At 42.8% G+C, this 19,670-nt stretch carries 17 protein-coding genes and 1 pseudogene; 3 read left to right on the top strand and 15 right to left on the bottom strand.

Going from position 1 to position 19,670, the window contains the following annotated elements; all coding sequences use genetic code 11:
• Positions 1 to 85: 85 nt before the first annotated feature.
• Both ICC18_RS28185 and azlC read right to left on the bottom strand, forming a co-directional pair.
• Positions 86 to 415 carry a branched-chain amino acid transport AzlD family protein gene (locus ICC18_RS28185; protein WP_188177751.1) on the bottom strand — a complete coding sequence of 110 codons (330 nt, stop codon included), beginning with the start codon at positions 413 to 415 and terminating at the stop codon, positions 86 to 88.
• Positions 406 to 1,122: an azaleucine resistance protein AzlC gene (gene azlC, locus ICC18_RS28180; protein ID WP_188177750.1), complete on the bottom strand. Its 717-nt coding sequence runs from the start codon at positions 1,120 to 1,122 to the stop codon at positions 406 to 408. Before azlC ends, ICC18_RS28185 begins: the two co-directional genes overlap by 10 nt.
• Positions 1,123 to 1,230: 108 nt before the next feature.
• Here azlC and ICC18_RS28175 point away from each other — a divergent pair, with 108 nt between their 5' ends.
• Complete coding sequence (locus ICC18_RS28175) at positions 1,231 to 2,646, top strand: aminotransferase-like domain-containing protein (RefSeq protein ID WP_188177749.1); 1,416 nt, start codon at positions 1,231 to 1,233, stop codon at positions 2,644 to 2,646.
• 17 nt (positions 2,647 to 2,663) lie between these two features.
• Here the strand turns inward: ICC18_RS28175 and ICC18_RS28170 are convergent.
• From ICC18_RS28170 to allC, 7 genes and pseudogenes are all read right to left on the bottom strand, one after another.
• Positions 2,664 to 3,315 (bottom strand): annotated as a pseudogene (locus ICC18_RS28170) (GTP cyclohydrolase II).
• Between the two features lie 333 nt (positions 3,316 to 3,648).
• Complete coding sequence (locus ICC18_RS28165) at positions 3,649 to 4,983, bottom strand: cation:dicarboxylate symporter family transporter (protein ID WP_188177748.1); 1,335 nt, start codon at positions 4,981 to 4,983, stop codon at positions 3,649 to 3,651.
• A 512-nt stretch (positions 4,984 to 5,495) separates the two neighbouring features.
• Entirely contained in the window at positions 5,496 to 6,353 is an 858-nt protein-coding gene (locus ICC18_RS28160) for a fumarylacetoacetate hydrolase family protein (protein WP_188177747.1), read from the bottom strand.
• 9 nt (positions 6,354 to 6,362) lie between these two features.
• The gene (locus ICC18_RS28155; protein WP_188177746.1) at positions 6,363 to 7,550 is read right to left on the bottom strand and encodes an amidase; all 1,188 of its coding nucleotides are present in this window, start codon (positions 7,548 to 7,550) and stop codon (positions 6,363 to 6,365) included.
• 32 nt (positions 7,551 to 7,582) lie between these two features.
• Entirely contained in the window at positions 7,583 to 8,899 is a 1,317-nt protein-coding gene (locus ICC18_RS28150; RefSeq protein ID WP_188177745.1) for a uracil/xanthine transporter, read from the bottom strand.
• A 123-nt stretch (positions 8,900 to 9,022) separates the two neighbouring features.
• A complete protein-coding gene (locus ICC18_RS28145; RefSeq protein ID WP_188177744.1) occupies positions 9,023 to 10,246 on the bottom strand; it encodes a (S)-ureidoglycine--glyoxylate transaminase in 1,224 nt (407 codons plus the stop codon).
• Positions 10,247 to 10,259: 13 nt separating this feature from the next.
• The gene (allC, locus tag ICC18_RS28140) at positions 10,260 to 11,507 is read right to left on the bottom strand and encodes an allantoate deiminase (protein ID WP_223192936.1); all 1,248 of its coding nucleotides are present in this window, start codon (positions 11,505 to 11,507) and stop codon (positions 10,260 to 10,262) included.
• Positions 11,508 to 11,716: 209 nt separating this feature from the next.
• Here allC and ICC18_RS28135 point away from each other — a divergent pair, with 209 nt between their 5' ends.
• Positions 11,717 to 13,381 (top strand): PucR family transcriptional regulator, encoded by a 1,665-nt coding sequence (locus ICC18_RS28135; protein ID WP_188177742.1) that lies wholly within the window; start codon positions 11,717 to 11,719, stop codon positions 13,379 to 13,381.
• Positions 13,382 to 13,429: 48 nt separating this feature from the next.
• Here ICC18_RS28135 and wrbA read toward each other — a convergent pair whose 3' ends face one another.
• From wrbA to ICC18_RS28115, 4 genes are read right to left on the bottom strand one after another with little or no spacing between them, the layout of a single operon-like run.
• On the bottom strand, positions 13,430 to 14,050 hold the full coding sequence (gene wrbA, locus ICC18_RS28130) for an NAD(P)H:quinone oxidoreductase (protein WP_188177741.1): 621 nt from the start codon (positions 14,048 to 14,050) through the stop codon (positions 13,430 to 13,432).
• A gap of 41 nt (positions 14,051 to 14,091) precedes the next feature.
• On the bottom strand, positions 14,092 to 14,445 hold the full coding sequence (locus tag ICC18_RS28125; RefSeq protein ID WP_188177740.1) for a DoxX family protein: 354 nt from the start codon (positions 14,443 to 14,445) through the stop codon (positions 14,092 to 14,094).
• Between the two features lie 30 nt (positions 14,446 to 14,475).
• The gene (locus ICC18_RS28120; RefSeq protein WP_188177739.1) at positions 14,476 to 14,925 is read right to left on the bottom strand and encodes a MarR family winged helix-turn-helix transcriptional regulator; all 450 of its coding nucleotides are present in this window, start codon (positions 14,923 to 14,925) and stop codon (positions 14,476 to 14,478) included.
• Positions 14,926 to 14,964: 39 nt separating this feature from the next.
• Positions 14,965 to 15,723 (bottom strand): pirin family protein, encoded by a 759-nt coding sequence (locus ICC18_RS28115; RefSeq protein ID WP_188177738.1) that lies wholly within the window; start codon positions 15,721 to 15,723, stop codon positions 14,965 to 14,967.
• Positions 15,724 to 16,475: 752 nt separating this feature from the next.
• Here ICC18_RS28115 and ICC18_RS28110 point away from each other — a divergent pair.
• The gene (locus ICC18_RS28110) at positions 16,476 to 16,793 is read left to right on the top strand and encodes a hypothetical protein (protein ID WP_188177737.1); all 318 of its coding nucleotides are present in this window, start codon (positions 16,476 to 16,478) and stop codon (positions 16,791 to 16,793) included.
• A gap of 51 nt (positions 16,794 to 16,844) precedes the next feature.
• On the opposite strand, the gene ICC18_RS28105 is transcribed toward ICC18_RS28110, so the two are convergent.
• Both ICC18_RS28105 and ICC18_RS28100 read right to left on the bottom strand, forming a co-directional pair.
• Complete coding sequence (locus tag ICC18_RS28105; RefSeq protein ID WP_188177736.1) at positions 16,845 to 17,486, bottom strand: response regulator transcription factor; 642 nt, start codon at positions 17,484 to 17,486, stop codon at positions 16,845 to 16,847.
• Positions 17,487 to 17,507: 21 nt separating this feature from the next.
• A complete protein-coding gene (locus tag ICC18_RS28100; protein ID WP_188177735.1) occupies positions 17,508 to 19,667 on the bottom strand; it encodes a GAF domain-containing sensor histidine kinase in 2,160 nt (719 codons plus the stop codon).
• Positions 19,668 to 19,670 lie beyond the last annotated feature (3 nt).

Genomic DNA, 19,670 nt, shown 5'->3' with positions numbered 1-19,670 from the left:
TTTTATGCTAACACGGTAAATGATTCATTGTCAATTCGCTATCCGTTCCAACATTTGGTCGCTCATTAGCAACAAGATAGCGAACTTATAAAAATTGAATTATAAACATATAGACAAGAGTCCCACTTGCAATAGACAATAACATATTTCTCTTCCAATTATGGAGACAAGCAACTATAGCAATTGAAATCAGTTCGGGTACACCGTGGTTTCCGGATAACAATTTGACATCCTTGATACTATAGACAACAAGTAACCCTAGAGCCGCCGAGGGTAATACTTTGCCGAGATACCTCACATAACTTGGTGTGGGTCGGCCCGATGGAAAAATAATAAATGGAATAAATCTTGTCATCATGGTTCCCAAAACGACCATTCCAATCGTAATCATTCGCTCTAATAAAGTCATTGACATGCACGTTCACCTGTTTTCTCTAGCTGCTTTCTCATCAAAGTAAGTACCAATAGAATGATGATCATGGAAGGGATGATAAAACTGCCGCTGTTAAAAATGAAAAGACATAAAAGTGATAGTCCCAAACCCAATAACGCGCTGTGATGTGCAGTTTCCTTCCTCCATTGTTCAATAAAGATGACAACAAATAGAGCCGTCATAACAAACTCAAGCCCTTCCATATTTAATTGCACCAGCAATCCCAAAAGCCCCCCAATTGAAGCCCCAAGCACCCAATAGCTATGATTAAGCATGGTGACGAAGAACATGTACCATCCTTTATTCACCTCTTGCGGTATATTCGCTGTGTAATTAATAGAGAAAGATTCATCGCATAGACCAAAAATCAGATAAATCTTTTTTAGTCCGGTCCCCCAGTATTTTTCAAGCATGGATATCCCATAAAAGAGATGACGCGCGTTTACCATTAAAGTGAGGAACAGGGCACCTAATGGATTAAAAGTACCAAGCAACAGATTGACAGCAACAAATTCCATTGAACCAGCAAAAATAAGCAGGCTCATTAGGATGGAATAAACCGCACTGAAACCCGATACATTCATGAAGATGCCATATGCAATCCCCAAGAATAAAAAGCCTGTTAAAATGGGGATAGTAGAGGGAAAAGCCGCACGAAATGCCAATTGAAGTTCATTTTTATTTCTCATGGTTAGCTCGCATCTCCTCAGCATAATTACTTTCATTGCAGTGTTAACAGTGTAAATCCATACAATCAACTGTATAATTGTATGGATTACAATTTTGCGAGGTACAGCATGCCGATTAATTCCTTCGTTGATTACCCCATGTCATGGAAACCCGACAGAGATGCATTGAAACGTCCGCTCTATCTTTCGCTCGCCTTATTGCTGGAGCATGACATTGCAAGCGGATATTTAGCTCCCAGTACAAAACTTCCTCCACAAAGGGAGTTGGCCGATTTTTTAGATGTGAATTTTACGACCATTACACGTGCTTACAAACTATGTGAACTTAAAGGCTTAATTTATGCTGTCACCGGGAGCGGTACATTTGTCTCGCCCAACGCGGCACGCTCCATTACAATTTCAAAAGATAAAATTTCAAGTGAATGTGTTGAACTTGGTTTTGTTGCATCATTTGAACAAACAAACCCTATCGTCGCCTTGGCTGCAAAAAGAGTAATGGAGAAAAGTTATTTAGAACAGCTTTTGGATTATAATGATCCTACAGGAAAACCACATCACAAAATAGCAGGACTAAATTGGATGAGGGCTTTCGGCATCGATGCGGACATAGAAAATATGGCTATTGTTTCCGGAGCACAGAATGCGCTCGCAATCACGTTGTTAGCTCTGTTTGAACCGGGCAACCGAATTGCAGTGGATATTTATACATACGCAAATTTTATTGAGATTTCAAAAATGTTTCGTATTCAGTTAGTTCCGATTCCCGGTGACGAATGTGGAATGCTGCCGAATGAACTTGATAATCAGTGCCTTCAACTGGAAGTACATGGCGTTTTTTTGATGCCTTCTTGTTCTAACCCCACTACAGTAGTGGTTTCAAAAAACCGCAAAAAAGAATTAGCTGCTGTAATTCGCAAGCGTAATTTGATTTTAATTGAAGATGATATTTACGCCTTTTTGACAGCTGGTTTCAATGCCGATTATGATCAGCCGATGTTTCAGCTCATCCCAGAACAAACAGTCTATATCTGCAGTACCTCCAAGTCAGTCTGTTCAGGGCTCCGAGTGGCATACATTGTGTTTGGGGAGAATTTTAAAGAGAGGATGATAAAGGCTGTTTTTAATATCAATGTCAAAACTTCTTCATTGGATGCCGAGATTATAACCGAACTTATTTTATCGGGAAAAGCGAATGAGGTTGTTGAGGAAAAAAAACAGCTGGCTCAATCTGCAAATCATATATTTTCAGAGTTTTTCCCACTGTCTTTCCACACTGGTCATCCACTGAGCTTTTATAGATGGCTTCCCATATCGGACAATGGCGATGGATCACGGATGGAGAGTTACTTTCTGAACAAAGGTATTCGTGTTTTTCACTCAGATCGCTTTTTAAGTGGGGCCAGTACACAGGACAAGTTTTTGAGAATAGCTCTTGCCTCTACAAATTCTTTGGAGGAATTAAAAAGAGGATTGGAGATCTTGAAAGAAAATCTCAGGGATTTAAATATGTACGATATCCCTTAATTCATGCCAGGACGTGCTTAGTCATTATTGCAACAGCCTTCGCCTTCATTCAAGTGTCCAGACCGCTCGATTTTCGTTTTCAAATATTTCTCGTTATACTCGGAGACATCTCCCCAAAGCTGCACCCGATCCTCTATATCCAGACCTGCCTTACTTAGCGCGTCTAGTTTTCTTGGGTTGTTTGTGATCAGTGTGACCGGTTTTGTCCGAAGTGCTTTTAAAACCCTTATCGCATCGCTATAATCTCGCGAATCGTCAACAAAACCAAGTTTAAGATTAGCATCCGCCGTATCATATCCGTTTTCCTGTAGAATATAGGCGAGTGCTTTGCTGAAGAGCCCGATGCCTCTTCCTTCATGGTTTGCCAGATAAAATATCGCGCCGCTTCCATGCTCGGAGATATGTTTCATCGACTGTTTGAGTTGATATCCGCAGTCACATCGCTTGCTGCCAAAAATAATCCCCATGGACAAGCACACTCGATTGTTGAAATTCAGCTAAATTTACAGATGATAATTTGGCGATAATACGCTCAAAATCTTCCGTCACTTTGCTGCAATTGAGCCAGCAGTACCACTTAAACTGGGCTGTTTCCCCAAGTAAGTTAACCGGCAGTTCAATGGGTCCGACAAGATATATGGCTCCTTTGTCTGTTTTAATTAGTTTTATTTTCTCTTGTAGGCACTATCCGCCTCATCATGGTTCACATGAGCTCCTTATTCTCAATAAATACACAAAAAAAGCCCCTATACTGGGACTTTTTTGTAAGTGCACCTTCCGAGGCAAAATATGCTGTAATTCATAATCATGCATATTTTTGCCGGACCAAAAATCATGCTTATGCTTGCCAAAGCGGCAAAATATGATTGATTTTTCAGACACTCTCTCGGATATCCTTTGTATTTTTATGGAGATGAGCCGTGGTTTGGCAAATCCACAATTCGCCGCCGCGCGATGCTAAAAATTGTTTAGGGAGGCGGGTAGCGTAACTCTGAGTAAAGGTCAGATAGCTTGCTGCTGATTTGCGGCTAAGGCACTAGGATCGCCAGCGATATAAACTAGGCTGCCATCGAGTGCGCCTTTCGCACGGTCACGATCAAACAAGCCCTCCCAACGCGCAATGACGAAGGTGGCAACAGCGTAACCAATAATGTTCACGGTTGTACGATAATTCCCCATGAATCGATCAGGCGCAAGCATCAGAGCAACCGCAGCCATGGAGATCGAACCGGTTGATGCAGCCGTTGCTGATAGTGCAACAAAAGCTGAACCCGGTATCCCTGCCATCCCCTTGGACGTTAACAATAGTACGCCCAGCAGCACAAGTTGTTCGGTAAGACCCAAATCGACTCCGGTCGCTTGAGCGAGAAATACCAATGCAAGTGATAAATAAATCGAGGCTCCATCCAGATTGAACGAATAGCCGGTCGGTACAACAAGACCGACAACTGCCCGGTTGCAACCGGCATGTTCGAACTTGTTCATGAGCTGCGGCATGACTGCTTCCGACGAACCCGTTGCGAACGCGAGAATGATCTCTTCGCGGATATAGAGGGTTAACTTCCATAAACTGATTCCCACATATACACGTGTGATGATAGCCAGTACAAGAAGAAAAACAAGACAAGCGATGGTCATGGCAAGAAATAATTTACCGAATGAAGCGAGTGTTTGAATCCCGTATTGACTAACGGTGAAAGCCATGGCGCCGAATGTTGCTAAAGCCGTAAGCTTCATAATATAGCCCATGATTTGGAACACCACTTTATTGACATGCTCCAGAAAACTAATAAGAACCTCCGAGGTTCGTCCGCCTACGTGGATGAGTGCAAATCCGAATAAGCAAGAAACCAGCAGCACCTGCAGCATAGCGTTATTCGCAAACGCCGAGACCGCACTATCAGGGATGATATTCAGGAAAAACTGCGCTCCGCTAGGGAGTGCTGAACTCTTGGTTGCTTTAGCTACGGCATCTGTTGACAAGGATGCAGGATCGATATGCATGCCTGTACCGGGGTTAGTTAAGTTGGCCACTACCATGCCTATAATTAATGCGAGGGTTGTTATGACTTCAAAGTAGAGGAGGGTCTTTCCACCGATTCGCCCTACAGTTTTAATATTGCCAACCTTTGCGATCCCAACGACAACAACGCCGAAAACAAGCGGTGCAATGATCATTTTGATAAGCTTGATGAAGCCGTCACCGATTGGTTTTAGGGCAACGCCAATGGTCGGCCAAAAATAACCCACCAAAATACCCCCGACAATGGATACGATAATTTGAAAAAAAAGTCCTTGATAAAAAGGTTTCTTTACTACTTCCACACCCGAATTCATTTTACATACTCAACTCCCTTTTTTATTGTTTGCCGCCGTCTTTTGAACAGTTCTAACATCTCTAACATAAATCAATACTAAAACTGTTTTTTTAAAGCCTTAGAGTCAAAAATCATTACCTCCTATGTAATAAAATATTACTTCGGATATATATTTTACATTTTACTTCTTATTTTTCGTCAAATCATTAGAAGAAATATGGATTTTCGATTTTTTCATTGTACTCTTTAACCAAAAAATAAAAAAATACTTACATTTCATGTAATGTATTTTAAAACTTTACTCACAAAATGAGAAAACCTCTATCGAGGCCATTCAAGGATGAGCGACCGCGTTTATTGAGGAGAGGCTTTGGTCTCCGACCAAAGATCCCTATATTAGGTTTTATCGCCAATATGAAAGCCGTTTTCGAATCCCGAAAAACTTATGCTTTCCTATGTGTAAAAAAACCAGGCGTCTGTTAACACAACACCTGGCTTTTATCTCTTTTTTACTTTTCAATTTAAAGAAATTTAAGCTATAGGATTTCGCAATGGCTTAAATGGCTCAATATTACACTGGGCGACATCGCCTTCACGAATCACTACAGATCCAGGCGTACCAGTCATAATAATATCACCTGGATATAATGTCATGATGTGCGAGATAAACGATACAATCCAACCCGGTTGATACATCATATTCGCCACGACATTACGGTGATGTACTTCCCCATTCAAAACTGTTTCTACGGTAACATCCTTTAACTCAGGAAACTCATCAGCCGTGATGAAATATGGGCCAAAGCTAAAGAACGTATTAAAGCTTTTGGCCAGCTGTAAATAACGGGGATTTTTTGCATGAATATCCTTTGCCGTCATATCTAAGGTCGTAGTAAAACCAGCCACAACACTGTAAGCATCCTCTTCTTTAACGTCCTTGCATGATTTCCCAATAATGATTCCCAGTTCCGCTTCCGCTGTTACGTTACTGGATTGAGCAGGCAGTTGAATAGCCTCACCAGCACCAATCAAGCTTGTATCTGGCTTCATAAAAATTACCGGCATTTCTTCCGGAGCTTTACCTGACAACTCAATGGCCTTTTCCATATAATTCATGCCGACACCCAGTATTTTTCCAGGGTTGCGATACAGCGGCGCATAGCTTATTTCATCAGCCTGAATATGAGGGAAATCGCGTAATTCGTTTTCTCCCTCGTTCTTATACCAAAGGTTCATTTCAGATAATTGGTCACTCTGTAAAATATGAAAAAGGTCCGTGCTCCAATCTTTATTCTCTATTTCATTTATCGTTTTAATCAAAATAACCTTGTCATCTGAAATGACTGCCGCGGTTTCCTCGCCATTTATTTTAACTGTTGCTAGCTTCATATCTTCTCCTTATCTAGCCAGAGCTGCCTTTTTCGTTAACAGCTCCGTAATCCAGTGCAATAGATTCAGGTCCCGGTGATGATTGGCCATGAACGATAATCCTATTGGCAATCCGTTCACTTCTGCTAAAGGAAGCGTAATTTGCGGCAAGCCGGCTAAACCTGCTATACAGGATAGCTGCATTGTTTTTGCCCGATATTGCTCTGCCTGCTCTCCTTGCAGATTGAGCAAGGGAGCTGCTCCAGGAGCTGTTGGAATAACTAATAAACCTTCTTCTCCCAGCAAATTTGACATAAATTGACGAACGTTTTCCCTTAATTCATAATGACGGGTGCTTTCACTCTTTTTCAATGTACTTGTCCATCGAAATCTTTCTGCAATGCCGGGTCCAAAATTCGGAGTCTCCTTTTCAATCCATTCGCCATGTTCGCTCCAAATCTCCAACCCCTGAAGGATACGAAACGTACTCGACCACTCAGCCAACCCCTGTTCAGAAATCTTTATCCACTCACAATGATTCGTTATTTCCTTAACGGAAGGAAGAAAGGCCAATAGAGCTTCTTTGTTTTCTTTTTCCAACAGCCCCCATGCCTCTTCCGCTAAAAAGATGTTGTTAAACTGACCTTCCGTACTTTGACCGTCAATTAAAACTCGACCAACCTCTAATAACAATTGAGGATTTCGGCTCATCCATCCAACGGTATCAAAGCTTTCGGCTAACGGAATTACTCCTTCAATCGGAACTGCACCGTGTGTAGGCCGAAATCCGTATATCCCGCAGTAGGAGGATGGGATACGAACAGATCCCCCCGTATCTGTTCCTATAGCAAAATCTACCAATCCTGCGGCGACTGCAACGGCAGATCCGCTGGAGGATCCTCCTGGAATCCGATTCGGGGCCTTTGGATTTACCGGGGTACCGTAATGGAAGTTCTCTCCATTCAAGCTGTACATCAATTCATCTGTTTGCACAGTTCCCTTTAAATTGGCTCCATGCATAAGCAGGCGATCAATAGCAAGTGCATGCTGAGCAGCAGGACCGTGTGTGCGGAGCCAATCAGGGTTTCCTGCTCCGCTTCTATAACCTTGAATCGCAAACACATCTTTTACCGCAAACGTCAAACCGTTTAACCGCCCTGATTCCGTTGATTTAATATTTAAATTTTCATCCACAAATGCATTCCACTTATTAATCATCGTGACTCCCTCCAGATCAATAAAAAACTCTTTCATGTGCTGACCCTTTTTTTGATTGTTAACCGCTTAAACCGGATATTTTCTAGTAAAAGAGATAATAAAATACCTACTAATAGCCCATTGCTTAGTAACGGGCGCAAAATACTTGGAATTGTTTCGAAGTAAGATGCAGGAAATGTCATGAAAATAATTCCAATGAATAACGGAGCCGCTAAACGATACACATTCGCCGTATTTAATTGAATTTGCGCAAAATATTGAAGAGATGTGTGCAGCAGACGTAAATAAGTCACAAGCAAAACGGCACTTCCAACACTTAAAGGAAGCTTGGCCATTAAGCTGCTTATGGCAGGTGTAACCCCCATCAGCATAAACATCCCGCCACCAATGATAAATGGGATTCGCTCCAAAATTTTAGTTTGATTGAGAAAACCGATTGACGATACATATGGGGCATAGGGAACCATCCCAAACAACCCCGAAATAATAACGAATAACCCGCTTATTGTAAACGAGCTTCTATATTGTTTTCCGCTCGCATTTGTTTTATAGATCTCATCAGTACCCTTTAACGCTCCAAATGTATTAGATGTGTTAATAAGACCCGCGATGACAGCGATTAAAATAACCCCTACATCCAGACTAGGTGCACCAAGAGGAAATAGTTCAATATCTAATTTCCCTGAAATGTCTATGGTTTCCATGCCGGTAAATAACAACTCATACAAAATCCATCCTCCAATGATCCCGATTAATAACGAATATTTACTAATCGAAGGGAGAGCTTTAATACTGAGAACAATAACAAAAACGGCAACAGTACTAGATAGTAAGAAAATGGGCAGGTCAATGTGTGACGTATCCGAGTGAGCCCCAAAGGGAATACCCAGCATTACCTTTAAGAAAATTGAATTTAATCTGCATCCTAAAAGAAGCATGAATACAGCCATTACACCTGGGTTAAACCATTTGGAAAGATGCTGTGAAATCCCGCTTAAACCAATGAGTATCGTGATAAACCCGGAGATCATAATCCCGACAGCCAGGCTTCCCCCAAGAGTCGTTAACGATATCCCTTGAGAAGGAGCTGCGTAACAAAGACTTAAAATTACTCCCCACCACAATCCGGATTGCCCCTCCATCACGGATCGTCTATGTCCTAATAGAGCTTGTAATATACAGGCTAATCCAGTAAAAAGAAAGGAGAATTGAACCAGGAATATAATTTTGTCTTGAGGAAGCTGGAAAGCCGCTCCTACAGTAATAGGAATTACAACCGTATTTGTGAAAAGAAAAAAAAGCCATTGCAGCCCGCCAAGCCAATATTCCATTTTGAACAGCTTTGTCATAAGTCCACCTTCTATATCTTTTAGAAGAGCATTTTTATCCTGCGCAAAAAGATTCCGGCAATACCCGGAATCTTTTTAAATTTTAAATTCAAAACGAATTATTCAAATTACTTTACCTGCATGTTAGGACTCATATACATTAAGCGCAGCTTGTAAACCTTGTCCAATTTGAATGGATGCATGATGGCGAATCAATACAGCCTCAAGCGCCGCTAGAACAAATAAAACATTTTCTTTCCGGCAGCTGTATCCCATAGTACCAATTCGCCAGATTTTGCCATGAAGAGGGCCAAATGAGCTAGCGATCTCTATACCAAACTGCTCAAGCAGCATCGTTCTTACTGCCTCACCATCGATACCATCTGGAATTGTCACGCAGGTGACCATAGGAAGCTTCCAGGACACATCATTAAATAACTCCAAACCCATAGCTTTGATTCCTTCTATAAGCGCTTTCTCGTGCAAACGATGTCTTTCAAAGCGTTCCTCAAGCCCCTCTTGTAAAACAATACGCACTCCCTCGCGTAAAGCATAAAGCATGGAGGTTGCTTCTGTATGATGATTTAATCTTCTCGGTCCCCAATAGTCTTGAAGTTGGCTTAGATCAAAATAATTACTACGAATCGGATGTTGAACATGTACGCGATCATGCTCCTGCGCAACGCCTCTCTCCACTTTCTTTCTGGTTGCAAGCAATCGTTCTACGCGGCCATTATACGTGATGGGAGCCATACCGGAAGGAACAGACAAGCATTTTTGAGTCCCTCCGATCACGGCATCAAGCTTCCATTCATCTACCTTTACTTCCGTTCCGCCAATAGTCGCAACTGCATCAACAATACATAACACATCAAGCTCCCGGCAAGCAGGTCCGATTTGGTCCAGTGGCTGCATACAGCCGGTCGATGTTTCACCATGCACAATCGCAAGTACCTTTGGTTTTACTTTTCTCACTTCATCAATAATGACCTGCTGATCAAAAACTTCTCCCCATTTACATTCGATAATGTGGATTTCCGCCCCATTACGCTCGGCAATTTCAGTTAACAAATGTCCAAATCTGCCGAAGATAGGGATGAGTACTTTATCTCCCGGCTCTATTACACTGCACAATACAGCTTCAATACCAGCTCGGGAAGTTCCGTCGATCGGAAATGCCCACTTATTTTGGGTTTGAAATACTTGACGAAGCATCTCCATCGTTTCATTCATCATTTGTGTAAAAGCAGGATCAAACTGCCCAAGGATCGGGGTGCTCATCGCACGCAGCACTCTGGGATCAACCTCAACGGGTCCTGGAGTCATAATTGTTCGTAACGGTGCATTGATTTCTTGAAAAACGTTCATTATTTTCTCCCCCTTAATAGGCTAGTTCATATAATACTTTTATCAATAATTCAATACCTTGCTTTAAATCCTGTGTCTTCGTAAACTCATATGGCGAGTGGCTAATTCCCTTATGACTTGGGACAAATAATAGAGAAGTTGGACAGAATTGCCCAAAAACTTGCGAATCATGGCCAGCTCCGCTAGTCATTTTTTTGAATGGCACCTGTTCCCTCTCTAATATGGATTCTGAGATTTTATTCAGCTTTTCACACATCTTAACCGGTTTTTCGTTCATCCAATTATGAATATTCAAATGCGTATCATGCCTGCTTGCAATCCGTTCAAACTCTTTAAATACATCGTCACAAAATCCAAAAAGAACATTTTCATCACTATGACGAATATCCACACTAAATGTCACTTTTCTTGGAATAACATTGGATATATTGGGCTCAACATACATTTGACCGACTGTAGCAACGAAGTCAGGAGATGTTTCTTTCGCTCTTTCCATAAGAACTTGAATAAGCCCGGTTGCCGCATACATGGCATCCTTACGCCAACGCATTGGCGTTGTACCAGCGTGGTTGCTTTCTCCAATTACTGTGATATTGTATCTTCTCTGTCCAACAATGTGACTAACAATTCCAATGGATTTCTCTTCTCTTTCTAATACCTCTCCTTGTTCTATATGCAATTCAATAAAACAATCGAGATCATTTCGCCTTGGTGGTGAGTATTTCCCTTGGCCAAACCCTGCTTGCTGCATAGCTTCTACGAAAGGTATACCCGCTGCATCCTTCAAATCCTGAATATCTTCAAATGACTTTATCCCGGTGATGCTGCCAGAGCCCCAATAGGTCATGGGAAAACGGCTTCCCTCTTCTTCACATAAAGAAACGACTTCTATATTTTTTTGAGGCAGCCCGTAATGTTTATATAAATGTTCTATAGCTATTAAACCGGCAATTACCCCGTATGCTCCGTCATACTTCCCACCATCTATGACAGTATCAATGTGAGATCCTGTTAAAATAGTAGAGGACTTTTCTTGTCTGCCCATTAATCTGCCAAATAAGTTCCCAACATCATCATAGTAGGTATGGAGTCCAATCTCTTCCATTTGTTTTTCGACTGCTTTTTGAGCGGATTGCCATTCTTTTGAATACAGTTGGCGTGTAACTCCATTTTTTTCACTTTTTCCAAATGAAGCTAACCACTCTACCTTCTCTTCAACTTGTTTAAATAAGTCAGATAATTTCTCTTCTCCGATAACCAACCTAATCTCTCCTATTCCAACGAATAGTTTTTCTGTCATTTATTGTTACAAATATTGATATGGTGAAGATTCTAAAATAATTGTAAAATAAATAATTAACAAAATCATTCACAGAAATGTAGAAGATTTCTTCATTTCGTTGTTTATATTAACTAAAATTCTATTTGAATTGTGACAATCTTGAAATATGCAAAGGAGATAGATATGGAATGAGATTAAGTGAGCTATTAGATCTTCCTGTGTTTAATGGAGCCTCCTTAGTTGCAGGAAATCAAGGAATTGAACGTGAAGTAAATACAGTGAATATGATGGATGCTCCCGATATCATCCATTTTTTAAAGAAAAACGAATTACTTGTAACAACAGCCTTTCATTTCAAGGATGATCTTCATTCATTATTACACCTTATTAAGGAAATGGAGAAACAAGACTGCTCAGGCTTAGGAATTAAAACAAAGCGATTTTTAGACCAAATACCTGATGAAGCTGTATCTCTTGCAAACGAACTTCAGCTTCCGCTCCTAGAGCTTCCCATTCAAACTTCATTAGGGGATATTGTAAATAAGTCATTAAGTCATATCCTTGATATTCGTACGAACGAGCTGCACAATGCCATGCAAACACACCAACAATTTACTAACCATATTATGAGCGGACAGGGAATAAATAAAATCCTTGAAAGTTTGTCTTCCCTAATTCACTTACCTGTAGTATTGCTAAATCATCATTTACGTCCAGCTGTAAATAATTTTAATCAACCATCCATTTTTGAACATCTGGAGACATTGATTACAAGCGGACATCACCTTCACTTTTCCAAAACAACAATATCTACATTCTCATTATTAAATGAAACGCGAGATACAATTACACTTTTTCCTGTTTATTCACATAAGCAATATAGCTACCTGTGTATATTAGGGTTCATACCATTGTCAGACCGCTCGACCTTCTTAACAGTTGAGCAAGCGACGAACGTTATTGCTTTTGAACTCATGAAAGAAAATGCACTAAAACAAAATAGACGACGTATTGAAAATGAATTTTTCACCAATTTCATTAACGGCTCATTTTCTACCAATGAAGAAATCATTAGCCGAGGAAAAGAGTTTGGATTATTAAACGAACAACGGTATGTTTGTGCAGTAGGTAAACTAGATATTACAGAGAAAAACATATCGTTTATGCAATACCAATCAGAACAAGAATTGATTTACGATAAAATCGAGTCGGAACTACAACTTTTTCACCAAAAAATCCACCTTTTCACAACCGATCATTCCTATATTTTACTCATGCAGCTGAAGGGCGGATGGAAGGATATCGAACAACCGTTTTTTTCACTATTAGAAACACTACAAACAAAGATTGCAATACACTGCCAAGAGGAGCTTTCATTTGGTATTAGTAATTACGCGCAGCAATTAATCCATATTCCGATCTCATATAAAGAAGCAACCGATGCCTTATATTATGGAAATATGTCCGGAAAGAAAAAATTTATTGAAATTTATCAGCCAAAGGAAGTTCCAGAGATTTTACGAATGGTCCCTTATGAGCACCTAATAAAGTTTTATTCAGACACTTTTCAGGCATTTGCCAATGATCCAAATAAAGATCATCAAATATTGCTTCAGACTTTATCCGTTTATTTAGAAACACATTGCCATTTGGCTGAAACAGCCAAACGTTTATACGTGCACCGCAATACAGTGATTTATCGTTTAGAAAAATGTGAAGAGATCATTGGCAGAAGCTTAAAAGAAGCCGATGAAACACTGCGCTTGCGTCTCGCTTTTAGAATTAAAGCTTTAATTCAAGGGAACAGCACGCTCGATCACAAAAGTAAAGAGATGAAGTCTTCGAATATTTAAACGATAAAAAATGCCCGACCAGCAGGCAGCAGGTCAGGCATTTTGTCATTATTGGATTCCTTTTTTAACCCATTCAGCAACGGTAATTACACGTTTTGTTTGATGAGCAACAGCGGCTTGATAAGCTTGCTTATCTCCAACGATTTGATTGTTTTGGTCAACAGCAACGCTGGTGCCGTACGGATTTCCACCTGCTGCAAATAGGGATGGGTCTGTGTAACCTGGTGCAACAACAATTGCCCCCCAATGATACATGGTCGTGTACAACTGAAGAATGGTTTGTTCTTGACCACCATGAGCATTTTGAGCGGAAGTCATTGCACTAACTACTTTGTTCACAGTTTTTCCGTGGAACCAAATGCCACCTGTAGTATCCAAGAATTGCTTGATTTGGGATGCGACGTTTCCAAAACGGGTTGGTGTGCTAAAAATAATAGCGTCCGCCCATACAATATCGTCTGGGGTAGCAACTGGAATATCTTTTGTGGCTTCTACATGAGCTTTCCAAGCAGGATTTCCTTCAATAACGGATTGTGGTACAAGTTCTTGAACTTTGAAAATTTTAACTTCTGCGCCTGCTTGTTTCCCTGCTTCAGCAGCCCACTGAGCTAATTGATAGTTGGTTCCAGTGGTGCTGTAATAAATAATCGCTAATTTTACATTTGACATTTTTATCGTCTCCTTATCGGTTGTTTTTCCAAAAAATTTATTTAAACTAAAAAGTTTAAATTCATGATTGCCACAACAACGGACAAAATAAGCAATATAAATGGTGCTCCCAAATTTTTTCCTGGGTCCTTGAGGCGAATATGAGTGATAATTCCTCCAATCATTGTCGCGGCGAGAAGAATCCCTGCGAGTGCTGCGAATTGCGGATTCCAAATTCCCACAATCATTCCCGCAGCGCCAATCAATTCAATTAACCCAGTGAAGATACGGAATCCTTTAGAATAACCGTAACGTTGAAACTCCTGAACCATCTGCTTAGCACCAAATTTCATTAAACCAAACATGATAAACCCCAAACCCAAGATTACCTGCAAAACGATGGATGTGATATGCATATTAGCCACCTCTCATGATTATTGATAAATTTATTGTAATTTTTTTGCGCCTATCCCAATTTTCTTTAGCAACTCAATGAGTTGTTCTTTTTCTTCGTTACTTACAAAAGATAAATTTTTGGATATCGTTTCAACATGTTGCGGGAAAATTTCATCGAACAGTTCATTTCCTTTTTCTGTCAAGACAACGTTAGAAGCACGGCGGTCTGTTGGACTTGGTTGCCTTTCTACAAAACCCTTTTTTTCCAATTTATCTACAACGTAAGTGATACTTCCACTCGGAATTGAAAGAGTTTCACTGATTTTTTGTACCGGATGTGGTCCCTTGCTATATAGAAGTTCAAGAATCATAAAATGCTCAGGATTAAGTTCATAACGGTCAATATCCTTACGAACAATATCGAAAAGAACTTTGGAAGCTTTCATCCAAATACGAAATAGCCTTAAATCAAGCTGGCTTTGTTTATCTCCTTGATACATGTAATTACCTCCTTCCGAGGGATGAATGATCTATGAATGTTATCTTGGCTTTCGATACAGCGGATAATCAACTTGAGTTGGAATCTCTATTATCAGCATCCGAAGTTCTTCATCTTTAGATTGAATGGTAATGGTTTCATCTTTCTCCGATTGAATAATAACAAAGTCTTTGTTCTCAAATGAAACCTCCTGACCTCCAATCACGCCGTCACCTCTTATAGCTAAACCGGCGAGTGTCCGATTAGGTGAGAGAAGATACTTATAGGTTGCACCATTTGCAATTTGAACATCATACATTTTGGCATCTGTAACGATATGGATTGGCGAATGTTCGCCAAGTATCGTCTTAACCGTTACACCATTCTCGGAAACGATCGGAAAATCTTCATGCCCGTATTTGCTGTAAGTGGGTGGACGCTTTATGGCTTCAGTTAAGTACGGCTCGAACCAAATTTGAAAGCCTTCTGATGGTTCAAGAAGAGATTCGGCATGGTGTATGCCTGAGCCAGCTTGCATGACTTGAACACCGCCAGCACCAAGTACGCTATCTGTACCAAGAGTATCTTGGTGACGACCTTTACCCTTAATGTTATAGCTTAATATCTCGAATCCTTGATGAGGGTGAAAGCCAATCCCACCTTCGCCTTTGGATTGTGCCCATGCCCAGTAAAATAAAGGACCCAGGCGGTTTATGAGGGAACCCTCACCAGAAAACCCAATCGGCTTTTGTTCTGTTATTTTGCCGCCATCAAATTCTCCTTTTGCTTGATCCTGTGGTTTAATGATTTTAATTTCCATTTGTAGCCCTCCTTTGCTTTAATTAAATAATTTCCTGATATTTTATATCCTAATATTATTTATCCTGTACTTAGGATATTTTTATCCTAACATTAGGATAATGTTTGTGTCAACAGAAATGTTATGGCTCTTCTATGTGGCTGCATATATCCGCTAAAAAATTATGAGTCCACAGAAAAGATCCATTACAGTAGCCTTTATACTTCTATTTTTAAAACGGATTTAACCTCTTTACCGTCAGGTGTTTATGTTGATTCGATTCCAGAAGGTACGTATATGTGCATCTCTTTTAAGTGGTCTAATACCGAATATTACGATCATTTCTACAAACTAAAAAAAGCCTACTATTCGTTAGGCCAAACGATGAAGACTTTATAACCGAGCTCCAAATACAAATAGATTAAACTTCGAACACGTTCATTCATGCACCATATTACACCTTCAAGTGCAGACTGATCGCTGAATATATTCAATTTTATAACACGGAACGGTTCTAAAAACTCGGCGATCTCCCCCTCGCTTGAGTACCGGAAATCGATCGCCGCTTAATTCAAAGTCTTTTTTTACTGTCTACTTGACGGGGCTAAGACCAAACGACGGCAACCTTAGCGGTACATTTCAATCCCGTGCTCCCTCTGCTTACGCTTCGGTCCGCGCGGACTGAACCCTGAGGGGTTCTACTCCCATAGTTCCAAGTACAAATACAAAAGACACCCTCTCGGGTGTCCTTTGTATTTGTATGGAGGTGAACCTTGGCTGTGCAAAACCACAATACGCCGCCGCGTCATTCCGTAATAAACAAGTGTAACGGTCCGAGGATTTCGACTTCATATTTCTTAGCCGTTTCCACCCGTTTCGGAATGTCCGGCTGGGATGGAGGCGGCAGCTCCAGCCGCTGGGCCGGCTCGCTGAGATCCGAGAAGAATTGGTCGAATCCGGACGGATTCACCGTGACTAACAAGCGGGCGGGCCGATCGCCTACGATTCGGAATCCGTGGGGGATATTTCTCGGCAGGAGAGCAGAGGAGCTTGCTTTCACCAGATATTTGCGGCCATCCAGAATGAATTAGGCTTCGCCTTCGATCAAATATAAGGTCTCGTAATCCCTGCTAACGAACCGCCTATTCCGGTTGTTCGGTGTTCTTTACCTTACGTATCGCTTCCGTCCGGTCGGTGACCTGCAGCTTGTTTAAGATGTTGGAGATATAATTCGACACCGTCTTTAAGCTCAATTCGAGCCTCCCGGAAATGTCCGAATTCGACAATCCTTCGGCAAGCAGAATCAGTACCTCTTTCTCCCGGTAGGTCAGCTCCGGAAACTTATCCACGCGGCTTAGCGGTTTTGTCGCGAATTCGATCATCATGTTCGCGACATCCCCGCTGAAAATCGCTTCGCCGGAAGCGACCGCCCGGATGGCGCGCAGAATGTCTTCCTTATCGGCATCCTTCAAGATATAGCCTTTCGCCCCCGACTTCATCGCGGTAATCACGGAGGCGTCATCTTTGAACATCGTGAGCACGAGGATCTGGATGTCGCCATCCATCGCTTTGATTCGGGTGGCCGCCTCTATCCCGTTCAATCCGGGCATCCGGATATCCATGAGAACGACATCCGGCCGTAATTCAAGCGCCAATCGCACGGCCTCATCGCCAGACGCGGCCTCCCCCACCACTTCCATTCCGTCGGCGCTTTCCACTACTCCCCGGACTCCCTGCCGAAACATGGGGTGGTCATCCGCCAGCAATATTCTGAGCGTTCTCATCGTTTTCTCTCCTCTCTAGGTTCAGCCTTTAAGGGGCAGCCTCGCCTGAACGCGCATGCCACCTCCCGCCAGATTCCCGACCACACAAGTTCCCCCAAGCTCTCTTGCGCGTTCCCACAGCGAGGTGAGTCCCAGTCCGTTACCATCCGTACTCGCCAGTTGATCGGGAAGTCCGACGCCGTTGTCCGTGACCTCCACGACCAGTTCCCTGTCCGGATCCGTCTCGACGGCGATCCGAATGACGCAAGTATCGGCCCGCGCGTGCTTCACGACATTCACCAGTGCTTCCGTAGCGATCCGGTAAGCGCCGACTTCAACGGCAGCCGGCAGCATCGGGAGCCGATCCGGTGAATCAAACGTAAAGCGCAGCGGAACGGAGTCGGTAATGCCTTTCACTTGTTCGAGCTGCTGGAGCTGCTCCATCCTCTGCCGAACCGCACCGATCAGGCCCAACTCATCCAAAGCGGGCGGCCGCAAATCATAGACGATTCCTCTGATTTCTTCTACGGTCTCCGCGATATCCTGCTTGAACTGCGTGATGATCTCGATCGCCTTATTCGGGTCTTTCCGAATCCAATCCGTCACGAGGGAAGCGGTCAACCGCATCGCGGCCAGCCTCGGGGCGATATCGTCATGCAGATTTTTGCGAATCGACCGTCTCTCTTCTTCCTGGGCGAAGATGAGTTGTTCCTTCGATTCCTGTAAATCCGTGAGTAGCAGCCGGATATCCATTGCCTGCTTGACGTTGTGCACCACGATCCCCGCTTGTCGGGCGAACCCGTCGATGAGCTTCAGATCCGCATCGTTGAAGGCTTCGCCAGGCGAGCGGGCGGCGATATGCAGCGATCCCACGGTGCTTCCTCCCGACATCAGCGGAATGCGGGTTATGTCCCCATTTTCCTTGCCCGTAGAGGTTTCCAAGCCATTCTGAGCCAGGCTGATTCCCGCATAGGGAACGCGAAGGGAATCCTTTACCGTTTTAACCACGGTATCAAGGGCAGCCTCGGGACTGATAGACTCCTTGAGCCGGTTGCCGAGCTGCAGCAACACCGAGAAAGGATCGTGCTGTTCACCGTACAGCATCCGGTTCACCGCACGCTGCAGCCTCTCTTTTAACGGCGCAAACACAACGGCCGCTACCCCCGTTGCGAATATGGAGAACAGCATATTTTGCTCGGTTTGAAACAGGATGGACAAATACCAGACGATCAGCGCATACAGAGCAATGATCGAGGCGCTGAGCCCGAGATAGACCAGCGTGCGGTTCACGATCGGATCAATATCCCATAATCGTTTCCTCAAGATGGAGATGCCTAAGGTGACGGGTATGGGAAGCATGAAGATTTGAACGGCCACATCGAGAATGAACATCCGAAGGGGATCCTTCACTTCATAGAAATCCGCCTGAATGAATAGCGGGATCACGGAAACCAGAAAGACGCACGTTAGCGACAAGAGCACCCCATACACGAACCACTTGGTTTGCTGCCGTTCGACCGCTCCCCCCGCGAAGCGATAGCGAACATACTGATTGTAGATCAGAATTCCGTATTGCAGCACGACCCATAGCAAGTTGCACCAGAGCGGCCAATACTGGGCGCCCCATGGCTCAAAGGGAAAATAAACGGATACGATCCGAATGGCCATTAAGCCGACTCCGGCCCAAAACAGCCCTTTCCTCACGATTCGGCCGTTAGGGAACAACAGCAGGAAGAGGATAAAGGAAGCAAGAGACAAGTCCTCCACCGCCGATGTAAGCCATCCGAGCTCGCGCCATTGCATCGAAATGAAAGTGGACGCCGGAAACGAAACGAGCGCGACCGCCGTGATATACGATATCGGTTCGCGCGGACGTTTCACGAGAATGAGCGTGGCAACCGATGAGTACAGCAAGAAGAATAGAAAAGCAATTCCGGCATAGAGTGCTGCGAATCCCGTCTCCTTTAAACCGAACGCTTCCGCCGCGTGTTTCGGAAGAGGCGTTATCGCGGCATATTCGCACAAGGATTGATGGCAGGTATCCCGCATGTACAGGTAGTAGGCAGGTAGCTTGGCAAGAAAGAGAATCGTTATGAAGCAGCTGAAGGCTAAGGATAAGATACGCAAGACAAACAGCCATCCGACCGGATGGCTTTTTTCTGGAAAAATACGTTTTGTAATCGGGTTTGCTTCGTAATCCATATA

Source organism: Paenibacillus sedimenti, from assembly GCF_014534655.1.
In the GTDB taxonomy this organism is placed as follows: Bacteria; Bacillota; Bacilli; order Paenibacillales; family NBRC-103111; genus Paenibacillus_E; species Paenibacillus_E sedimenti.
This window is presented reverse-complemented; position numbering and strand designations above follow the sequence as displayed.